The sequence below is a fragment of the Sphingomonas sp. genome (assembly GCF_048594985.1).
In the GTDB taxonomy this organism is placed as follows: Bacteria; Pseudomonadota; Alphaproteobacteria; order Sphingomonadales; family Sphingomonadaceae; genus Sphingomonas_I.
In genome coordinates, this window is the sequence record NZ_JBMDXG010000268.1 from 1 (window position 1) to 8,770 (window position 8,770).

Below are 8,770 nucleotides of genomic sequence, written 5' to 3' on the forward strand. Positions count from 1 at the left end.
GTCTGTGACCCACCCGATCCCATCCCGAACTCGGCCGTGAAACCAGACAGCGCCGATGGTACTATCGCTTAAGCGATGGAAGAGTAGGTCGTCGCCAGGCATTGCAGCCAGCGCGCGGAAAGCAGAACCCATTCACATGTCACGCCCCGCGAGGGCGCTTGCGCCTCCGCATCGTCGGAGGCGTTCGCGTCTCCGCCGTCGGGCGAATTTTTAGGGGCCGCACGCGCGGTTCCCGATGGTGGCGCGGGGTGGAGCAGCCCGGTAGCTCGTCAGGCTCATAACCTGAAGGTCACAGGTTCAAATCCTGTCCCCGCAACCACCAATCCCGAACGCCCCCTGTCCTCCGGACGGGGGCGTTCGTGTTTCCAGCGATAGCGATCAAGGTCACTGGATCCTGCTGACAGCGCAGTTTCCATCAATTCAAGTGGTGCCCTGCGCTACCGGTTGGGCCATTGGCCGCGCATTCCTCGGCGATATTCTCATCGGTATAGCGCCGCACGCCCCTCACCCGGAGTTTGTGGAAGATCGCTCACGAACGGGCAGATGGCCCCTCTCCCCCCCCGCATTCGCCGAAATGCCGCCTCCGCTGCCCGGCGCGATGGCAGCGGAAGCAGCAACCCGTTGTCTCAGACCTGCCCCATGCCGCCGTCCACGAACAATTCGGTGCCCGCGATGAAGCTCGCCTCGTCGCTGAGAAGGAAGAGCGTCGCGGCCGCGACTTCTTCCGGCTTCGCCATCCGGCCCAGCGGGATCGATGTGATGATCGACGCCCGGACATCGTCGGGAACGCGTGCCATCATCTCGGTATCGGTCGAGGTCGGCGCCACGACGTTCACGCGGATGCGTCGCGGCGCGAGTTCGGCGGTCCAGGTCCGGGCGAAGGAGCGAAGCGCCGCCTTGGTCGCTGCGTAGGTTCCGTAGCTGGGTAGGCCGATCGCGCTGGCGACCGATCCCATCAGCACGACGGACGCTTCCTCGCTCAACGTGTCGAGAGCCGCCTGCAAGCCATATACCGCCCCGCGCACGTTGACCGCGAAATGCCGATCGAAATGGTCGGCGGTCACCTCGCCCAGCGGCGCCGGCTCGCTCATTCCCGCGTTGAGCACGAGCGCGTCGAGATGGCCGTGCGCTTGTCTAACCACCGCGATCACACGTTCCAAATCCTCACGCGATCCCGCGTCTGCGACGACCCCGCGCGCGTCATTGCCGATCCGGGCGACCGCCGCGTCGACCTGATCCGGGTCGCGACCGGTGATGAACACCCGGGCCCCCTCCGCCGCCAGCCGATCCGCGACCGCCAGGCCGATCCCCTTCGCACCGCCCACGACCAAAGCAATCTTTCCCGTCATCCGATCCATCACGAACACCTTCTCAGTTGGAGACGGGCACCTAGATATACGGGGCATATCTGCTATCAAGAACGCACCATGACGAGCGTAGATATGGCCGACGATACCGACTGCGTGTCTCCATCGTTCGACGTGATGACGGAAATGGCGCGCATCCGTCCCGTGCTCGAGAAGATCGCCGACAAGTGGACGATCCTGACCCTCACCGTGATTTGCGAGAAGCCGTCGCGGTTCAACGAGATCAAGAGGCGGCTCGATGGCATCACCCACAAGGCGCTGGCGGACGCGTTGAAGCGCCTCGAACGCAACGGTTTCGTGACGCGCACCGTCCTCCCGACCCAGCCGATCGGCGTCGAGTATGCGATTACGCCGCTCGGTCACTCGCTTCGCAAGCCGTTCGAAGCGCTCTGCGGCTGGGCGCTTAGCTTTGGCGGCGAAATCGACAAGGCGCGTGCTTCTTACGGATGCGCGCCTGAGGCGGGATAATGCCAGCGTTAGCGGGTGCCAGCGCCGTCCGGAGACCTGAACTGCGGGCCGGCGCACGGATCACGTCGCCGGGCTCAGAGTGCCCTTAGCGCAATTGCTCGCCCTTCGAACCCTGTGGGGTAGGAAGGGCAGACGAGGCGTTGGCCATAGCCCGAAGAGGGGCGGACGGGGCCACGGTCGCGTTCGCATCCACCGCGTGAAAGCGCTTCCGCCACAAGGCCATGGGCCGCTCGACGAACCGATACATGGCGGCGCTGTAGATCAGGCTGATCACGCCGGCAGACACGATCAGCCCGGCGGTCGGTATGCCAGGGAAAGCTTCTTCGATCACCTCGATCACCAGCATGTGCACCAGGTAGAAAGTGTACGAGTACAGCCCCACTATCTGAAGCGGCGCGGAATTGAGGAGCGCCGACAGCTTCCCCTTGTCCGAGATGATGTAGGAGAAGATGACGTACAGAGCCGCGCCCTGGAGCGAGTAGCGGATCGTTTCCCGGAAAATCGGATTGCGAATGGCCAGGCAGGCGAGCAGCAGCAACAGGGCAGCCGCGAAGTGCCACATTCGCGGGCGCCAGGCATCGTTGTCGAGCACTGGATTGTTGAACGCCGCCAGGCACGAACCGAACAGGATGCTGTCGATCCGGGTGTGGCTCCAGAAATAGATGTCGTGGAGCGGCCCGTAACGGGCGACGATGATCGTACGAATCGCCAGAACCACGAGGCATAGCCCGAAGCAGGCCCACGCAATCTGCCTTGCGGCCAGCGCCCGGCTCAAGAGTAGATACAGCAGCGGAAACGCGAGGTAATAATGCTCCTCCACGGCCAGCGACCAGAGCGGCAGCGGCAGGCCCACGCCCTCGGTTAGACTGCCACGCACGTAATTGTTGAAAAAGCCGGCCTGCGCGACCACCACCCATGGATCCAGCAGGCGGTGCGGGAATACCAGCAGGACGGTCACCAGCGCGACGGCCAACGTGATGTAGAGCGGCGGCCAGATGCGCAACGTCCGCCGCATCATGAACGCCTTGAAATCGAGCGTGTCCGTCTGCGCGATCTCCGATCGCATCAGCGACGTGATCAGATAGCCGCTGAGAAAGAAGAAGACCGTGACGCCGAGCCCGCCCGGGACGATCGCGTCCAGACGGCAATGCGCGACAAACACCAGCCCCACGGCAATCGCGCGCAGGCCGTCCAACTGCCGAATGTGCGACATGCGCATGGATCATTCCCCAAGATCGCCCGCGAGCGCCCGTTCCCAACCTGGATATAGATCGCGAACGAGCTTTGGCTCAAGGCGAAGGACGGCTGGCGCACATCACTGCGCTATGTGCCGGAAAAGCTGCAGAGTTTTAAGCGCCGTCGTGAGGCATGTACGCGCCGCCGGCCCGGACAATCCATGCCGGCAGAGAATCGAGCACATTGGCCGCCACCACGTCGCCGCGTTCGCCTTGGTACTCGTCCGTCCCCGACCAATGGCGCATGACGAGACGGCACGGCTTCGCTAGACGGCGCGCAATGTCCACCGTCGTCACCCGTTTCGCGCCGTCGCCCACCGGCCGGCTCCACGTCGGCAATATCCGTGCGGCGCTTCACAATTGGCTGTGGGCAAAGCGGCATGGAGGGCGCTTCCTCCTTCGCCTCGACGATACCGATCAGGCGCGCTCGACCGAGGCTTATGCCGATGCGATCCGCACCGACCTGGCCTGGCTCGGGCTTACGCCCGACGATATGGTGCGGCAGTCGGATCGCTTCGCGCTTTATGAGCGCCGGTTCGACGAGCTGAGGGCCTCCGGACGCCTTTATCCCGCTTACGAAACCGCGCAGGAGCTTGACCTCAAGCGCAAGGTGCTGGCCGGGCGCGGGCTGCCCCCGATCTACGATCGTGCCGCGCTTGCGCTGACGGCGGAGGACCGCGCGGCGCTCGAGGCGGAGGGGCGCCGCCCGCACTGGCGCTTCCGACTCGACCACCACAGTCCGATCGCGTGGGAGGATTTGGTGCGCGGCCCCCAGCGGATCGATCCCGCGCTGCAGTCCGACCCCGTGGTCCGGCGCGAGGACGGCAGCTGGCTCTACATGCTGCCGAGCGTGATCGACGATATCGACATGGGCGTGACCCACGTCGTGCGCGGCGAGGATCACGTCACCAATGCCGGGCTGCAGATCCAGATGTTCGAGGCGCTCGGCGCCGCGCCGCCGGCCTTCGCGCACGAGGCGCTGCTGGTCGGCAGCGAGGGGAAATTGTCGAAAAGGCTCGGCTCGCTGGGCGTCGATGCGTTCCGCGCCGACGGGATCGAGCCGCTGGCGTTGTGCGCCCTGCTGGCGCGGATCGGAACGAGCGATCCGGTCGAGCCGGTCGCATCGATGGCGCCATTGGTCGAGACGATCGATTTCGCCCGCTTCGGTCGCGCGCCCGCCCGCTTCGACCTCGACGAGCTGACGGCGCTGAACGCGCGCACGCTTCACCTGCTCGATCATGCGGCCGTCGCCGCTCGCCTCCCTGCCTGGGTCGATGAAGCGGTCTGGCGGGCTCTGCGCCCGAACTTGTCCACGGTGGCGGAGGCCGCCGCGTGGGAGCCCGTCCTGCGAGGGACGATTGCTCCCCCGGGGCATCCCGATCCCGCTTTCTTCGCCACGGCCGTCGAGGTTGCGGAAACGCTCGACTGGTCCGCCGACCCTTGGCACGCGCTTACCGCCGCGCTCAAGGAACAGACGGGTCGCAAGGGGCGTGAGCTGTTCCTGCCGCTGCGGCTGGCGCTGACCGGGCGTGAACACGGCCCCGACATGGCGGCCTTGCTCCCCCTCATCGGCCGCGCGCGCGCGCTCGAACGGCTACGCGCGGCAGCGGCCTAGCGCCGGGCCGCGCCAGGCCTTATCTTGCGGTCATGGCACTTCCTCGTCCCGTCAAACCCTCTGCGTTGATCGCGGACCTGCGTGGCTTCCTGGCGGGGGAGCAGAAGCACAAGCCGCTCGTGGCCCTGCTCGCCGTGGTGATGACCGGGCTGACCATCTATATGTTTGTGCTCGACGGGCGGACCAACATCCTGCCCAAGGGGCCGCAGATCACCTACGTCTCCGACTGGCAGAACGACCGCACCGATGCGGAGATCATCGCCCAGCAGAAGATCGACCAGAAGATCAAGGAGAAGGCGGACGCGGAGCGGCGCGCCGCCTATCAGCGTTTGGCCAAGCGGCTCGGCATTGAATATTGATGCGCGGTGGATGGCGGCGGCGCTCGCGCTCGGTGCGCGCGGCCGCGGCCGAACCGCGCCCAATCCCAACGTCGGCTGCCTGATCGTCAACGGCGGCCGGGTGGTGGGCCGCGGCTGGACCCAGCCGGGCGGCCGTCCGCATGCCGAGGCGCTGGCACTGGCCCAGGCCGGCGCTCTGGCGCAGGGCGCTACCGCCTACGTCACGCTCGAACCCTGCGCGCATGAGAGCAGGCGTGGTCCGGCCTGCGCTGGGTTGCTGGTCGAGGCTGGCGTCGGCCGGATCGTGGCGGCACTGACCGATCCCGACCCGCGCACCGCCGGGCGCGGCCTCGCCAGGCTCCGCGCAGCGGGCACCGACGTGGTGGAAAACGTGCTCGCGGACCAAGCACGACAATCGATGGCGGGATTTTTCACGCGGCAGGCGCTGGGCCGGCCGACCGTTACGCTCAAGCTCGCAACCTCGCTCGACGGCATGATCGCGCGTGCAGACGGCGAAAGCCGCTGGATCACCGGCGGCCGCGCGCGGGCGCACGCCCATCTCGAACGCAGTCGACACGAAGCGATACTGGTCGGGCGCGGCACATGGGAAACGGACAGACCCAAACTCGACGTCCGCCTTTCCGGGCTCGAACAGCGTTCGCCGCGCATTCTCGTCCTGTCATCGCAGGGGAACGTGGACGGGGCCGAGGTCATCGCGAATGTCGCCGATATCGCGGAGCTCGATGGCGTCGACCATCTCCTGGTCGAGGGCGGCGCGGGGGCCGCGTCCGCCTTTCTCGGCGCCGATCTGGTCGATCGTCTGCTCCTCTACCGCGCGCCGATCCTGATCGGGGCAGGGCGCGCCGCGCTCTCCGATATCGGTCTAAACCGGCTGGACGACGCGCACGGGCGCTGGCGGCTGGACGATGCGCGGATGCTTGGCAGCGACCGCCTCGAAGTCTACCAGCGCCAACGGAGCTGACATGTTTACCGGCATCATCACCGACATCGGCCGCATCGTCGGCGTCGAACAGCGCGGCGACCTGCGCCTGCGGATCGGCACGGCTTATGATCCCGCCAGCATCGATCTTGGCGCGTCCATCGCCTGCTCGGGCGTGTGCCTGACCGTGGTGGACAAGGGCGCCGACTGGTTCGCGGTCGACGTGTCGGCGGAGACGCTGTCGCGGACCGCGGGCGACTGGGCCGCCGGCACGCCGCTCAATCTGGAACGCGCCCTGCGCGTCGGCGACGAGCTGGGCGGGCATATCGTGACGGGGCATGTCGACGGGATCGCGACCGTGCTGGAGGTCGCGCCCGAGGGCGATTCGCGCCGGATCACGTTCGCGCTGCCGCAATCGCTCGGCCGCTATGTCGCCGGCAAGGGATCGATCACCGTCGAAGGCGTTTCGCTAACGGTCAACACCGTCCGCGATGTCGAGGGGGGCGTGACCCAATTCTCGGTCAACATCATTCCCCATACGGCGGAAATGACGACGCTCGGCGCGCTGACCCCGGGTGCGCCGGTCAATATCGAGATCGACGTGCTCGCGCGCTATCTCGGCCGGATGGAAGAACTTCGCGATGTCGTCACGGCCTGAGCCGGCGCGTCTTCGCCACGCTTTCCTCTCGACACCCGAAGAGGTGATCCAGGAAGCGCGCAACGGCCGCATGTTCATCCTCGTCGATGACGAGGATCGCGAGAATGAGGGCGACCTCATCATCCCCGCGCAGATGGCGACCCCCGACGCCATCAATTTCATGGCGACGCATGGGCGCGGCCTGATCTGCCTGGCGATGGCCAGGACGCGGGTCGAGCAACTCGGCCTGCCGCTGATGAGCCGCCATAACGGCACCCGGCACGAAACCGCCTTCACGGTGTCGATCGAAGCGAAGACCGGCGTGACCACGGGACTTTCGGCGGCCGACCGCGCGCGTACCATCGCGGTCGCTATCGACGCGGGGCAGGCGGCCGACGCGATAGTTACGCCGGGTCATGTCTTAACGCTGGTCGCGCGCGATGGCGGGGTGCTGGTCCGCGCCGGCCATACCGAAGCGGCGGTCGACGTCGCGCGGCTGGCCGGCCTCAATCCTTCGGGCGTGATCTGCGAGATCATGAGCGAGGACGGCACGATGGCGCGCCTCGACGAACTCGTTGCGTTCGCGCAGCGCCACGGCCTCAAGATCGGCACGATCCGCGACCTTATCGCCTATCGCCGCCGCTATGACCATCTGGTCGAGAAACGCGCGGAAACGCGTTTCACCAGCCGCTGGGGCGGTGAGTGGCGGGCGATCAGCTATTATAACAAGGCGACCGGCGACGAGCAGATCGCGCTGGTCAAGGGGCAGGTCGATCCGGATCGGCCGACGCTGGTCCGCATGCACGGCCAGGCGCTGTTCGCCGACATGTTCGGTGAGCAATCGCCGCGCGGCGGCCTGCTCGCAGGCGCGATGCGCATGATCGGCGAGGCGGGGTCTGGCGTCGTCGTCGTTCTCAACCGGCCGATGACGGGGGGGCTATTAAGCCGCATGTTCGAGGCGCGGTCGGGTGGTGGCGCGGGCGACCCCGAGGAGTTGCGCGACTACGGCGTGGGGGCGATGATCCTGACCGAACTTGGCGTGCAGGACATGATCCTGCTGACCAACTCGCATCATACCCTGGTCGCGCTCGACGGTTACGGCCTGTCGATCGTCGGCGAACGACCCATTTCCTGCGGAGACGAAGACTGATGGCGCGCTTCCTGATTGTCGAAGCGCGATTCTACGCGCACCTCAACGACCTGCTGCTTGATGGCGCGCGCGCCGCGCTGGAGGCGGCGGGGCATGATCACGAGACGGTGACGGTGCCGGGCGCGCTCGAGATCCCCGCGGCGATCGCGCTTGCGGCGGAGACCGGGCGGTATGACGGCTATGTCGCACTCGGCGTCGTGATCCGGGGCGAGACCTACCATTTCGAAGTGGTCTCCAACGAAAGCGCGCGCGGGCTGATGGCGCTGACGCTCGATGGCCTGCCGATCGGCAACGGTATCCTTACCGTCGAGGACGAGGCGCAGGCTCTGGCGCGCGCGCGGCCGGATGAGAAGGACAAGGGCGGCGAGGCCGCCAAGGCCTCGATCGCCATGCTGGAACTCAGGCAGCGCTTCGGCTGAGCTTGGAGGTCTCGCCGGCGGGGATATCGAACAGCAGCGCAACTTCCCGGCACTGCTGTTCAAGCTTCGTCCGAAGCTGCACGAGGCAGGCCAGCGCGGCCGCCCGGTAGTCCGCCCACCGATCGAGCATCGAAACGACGTCCCAGGTCGTGACGTGGTCGGCAAAGCAGGCGGCCGCCTCCTCGCAACGCTGCCGAAGATTGCGCGCCGCGTCGCCTTTCTCATCCTGGCGCGGTTCGAAAGCCGGCAGGATGCGATCGAGCGCGAACGCGTGATAGCGATGCAGCTGCTGCCCCAATTGCCAGCGTGACCGACCCAGCGTCGCGATGCCTTCTGCACCGCCAGCGACCACCGCCCCCTCGATCCGATCGAGCGTGCGGCCTATCGCCTGCCGAAGCCCGAGCAACTCGTCATACACACCGTACACTCCGTTTGGCGGCAGGTGTAAGTAAATGGAGTTAAGAAATGGATACGGCCGGCCTCCCGCTGGGAAGGCCGGCCGATCATGCCTGTAGCGGTGGTGGAACGCTCAGGCGGCGTCGCCGCCGGCCTTTTCCTTCGCCTTCTTCGACAAGACGCGGACCGGCGCCTTACGGCCTTC

The 8,770-nt window shown here is 66.6% G+C and carries 10 protein-coding genes, 1 tRNA gene and 1 rRNA gene; 9 read left to right on the top strand and 3 right to left on the bottom strand.

The window, feature by feature from the left end:
• Positions 1 to 100, top strand: a 5S ribosomal RNA gene (gene rrf, locus ACOJSF_RS10835); the annotation flags it as partial.
• 142 nt (positions 101 to 242) lie between these two features.
• Positions 243 to 319: transfer RNA gene (locus ACOJSF_RS10840), tRNA-Met, on the top strand.
• A gap of 307 nt (positions 320 to 626) precedes the next feature.
• Here ACOJSF_RS10840 and ACOJSF_RS10845 read toward each other — a convergent pair.
• Complete coding sequence (locus ACOJSF_RS10845) at positions 627 to 1,349, bottom strand: SDR family NAD(P)-dependent oxidoreductase (protein WP_420142214.1); 723 nt, start codon at positions 1,347 to 1,349, stop codon at positions 627 to 629.
• 93 nt (positions 1,350 to 1,442) lie between these two features.
• Between ACOJSF_RS10845 and ACOJSF_RS10850 the strand changes: the two genes are divergently transcribed.
• Complete coding sequence (locus tag ACOJSF_RS10850) at positions 1,443 to 1,835, top strand: winged helix-turn-helix transcriptional regulator (protein ID WP_420142215.1); 393 nt, start codon at positions 1,443 to 1,445, stop codon at positions 1,833 to 1,835.
• Positions 1,836 to 1,920: 85 nt separating this feature from the next.
• Here ACOJSF_RS10850 and ACOJSF_RS10855 read toward each other — a convergent pair whose 3' ends face one another.
• Positions 1,921 to 3,054, bottom strand: coding sequence for an acyltransferase family protein (locus ACOJSF_RS10855; protein WP_420142216.1), 1,134 nt, complete (start codon positions 3,052 to 3,054; stop codon positions 1,921 to 1,923).
• 296 nt (positions 3,055 to 3,350) lie between these two features.
• On the opposite strand from ACOJSF_RS10855, the gene ACOJSF_RS10860 reads away from it, so the two are divergent.
• From ACOJSF_RS10860 to ribH, 6 genes are read left to right on the top strand one after another with little or no spacing between them, the layout of a single operon-like run.
• The gene (locus ACOJSF_RS10860; RefSeq protein ID WP_420142217.1) at positions 3,351 to 4,685 is read left to right on the top strand and encodes a glutamate--tRNA ligase; all 1,335 of its coding nucleotides are present in this window, start codon (positions 3,351 to 3,353) and stop codon (positions 4,683 to 4,685) included.
• Between the two features lie 32 nt (positions 4,686 to 4,717).
• On the top strand, positions 4,718 to 5,044 hold the full coding sequence (locus ACOJSF_RS10865; RefSeq protein ID WP_420142218.1) for a hypothetical protein: 327 nt from the start codon (positions 4,718 to 4,720) through the stop codon (positions 5,042 to 5,044).
• 10 nt (positions 5,045 to 5,054) lie between these two features.
• The gene (gene ribD, locus ACOJSF_RS10870; RefSeq protein WP_420142223.1) at positions 5,055 to 6,005 is read left to right on the top strand and encodes a bifunctional diaminohydroxyphosphoribosylaminopyrimidine deaminase/5-amino-6-(5-phosphoribosylamino)uracil reductase RibD; all 951 of its coding nucleotides are present in this window, start codon (positions 5,055 to 5,057) and stop codon (positions 6,003 to 6,005) included.
• A gap of 1 nt (position 6,006) precedes the next feature.
• Complete coding sequence (locus ACOJSF_RS10875) at positions 6,007 to 6,621, top strand: riboflavin synthase (RefSeq protein ID WP_420142219.1); 615 nt, start codon at positions 6,007 to 6,009, stop codon at positions 6,619 to 6,621.
• Positions 6,605 to 7,750: a 3,4-dihydroxy-2-butanone-4-phosphate synthase gene (gene ribB, locus ACOJSF_RS10880; protein WP_420142220.1), complete on the top strand. Its 1,146-nt coding sequence runs from the start codon at positions 6,605 to 6,607 to the stop codon at positions 7,748 to 7,750. Before ACOJSF_RS10875 ends, ribB begins: the two co-directional genes overlap by 17 nt.
• Positions 7,750 to 8,169 (top strand): 6,7-dimethyl-8-ribityllumazine synthase, encoded by a 420-nt coding sequence (ribH, locus tag ACOJSF_RS10885; protein WP_420142221.1) that lies wholly within the window; start codon positions 7,750 to 7,752, stop codon positions 8,167 to 8,169. Before ribB ends, ribH begins: the two co-directional genes overlap by 1 nt.
• Here the strand turns inward: ribH and ACOJSF_RS10890 are convergent.
• Positions 8,150 to 8,587, bottom strand: a complete 438-nt coding sequence (locus ACOJSF_RS10890; RefSeq protein ID WP_420142222.1) for a hypothetical protein — start codon at positions 8,585 to 8,587, stop codon at positions 8,150 to 8,152. The genes ribH and ACOJSF_RS10890 overlap by 20 nt on opposite strands.
• Positions 8,588 to 8,770 lie beyond the last annotated feature (183 nt).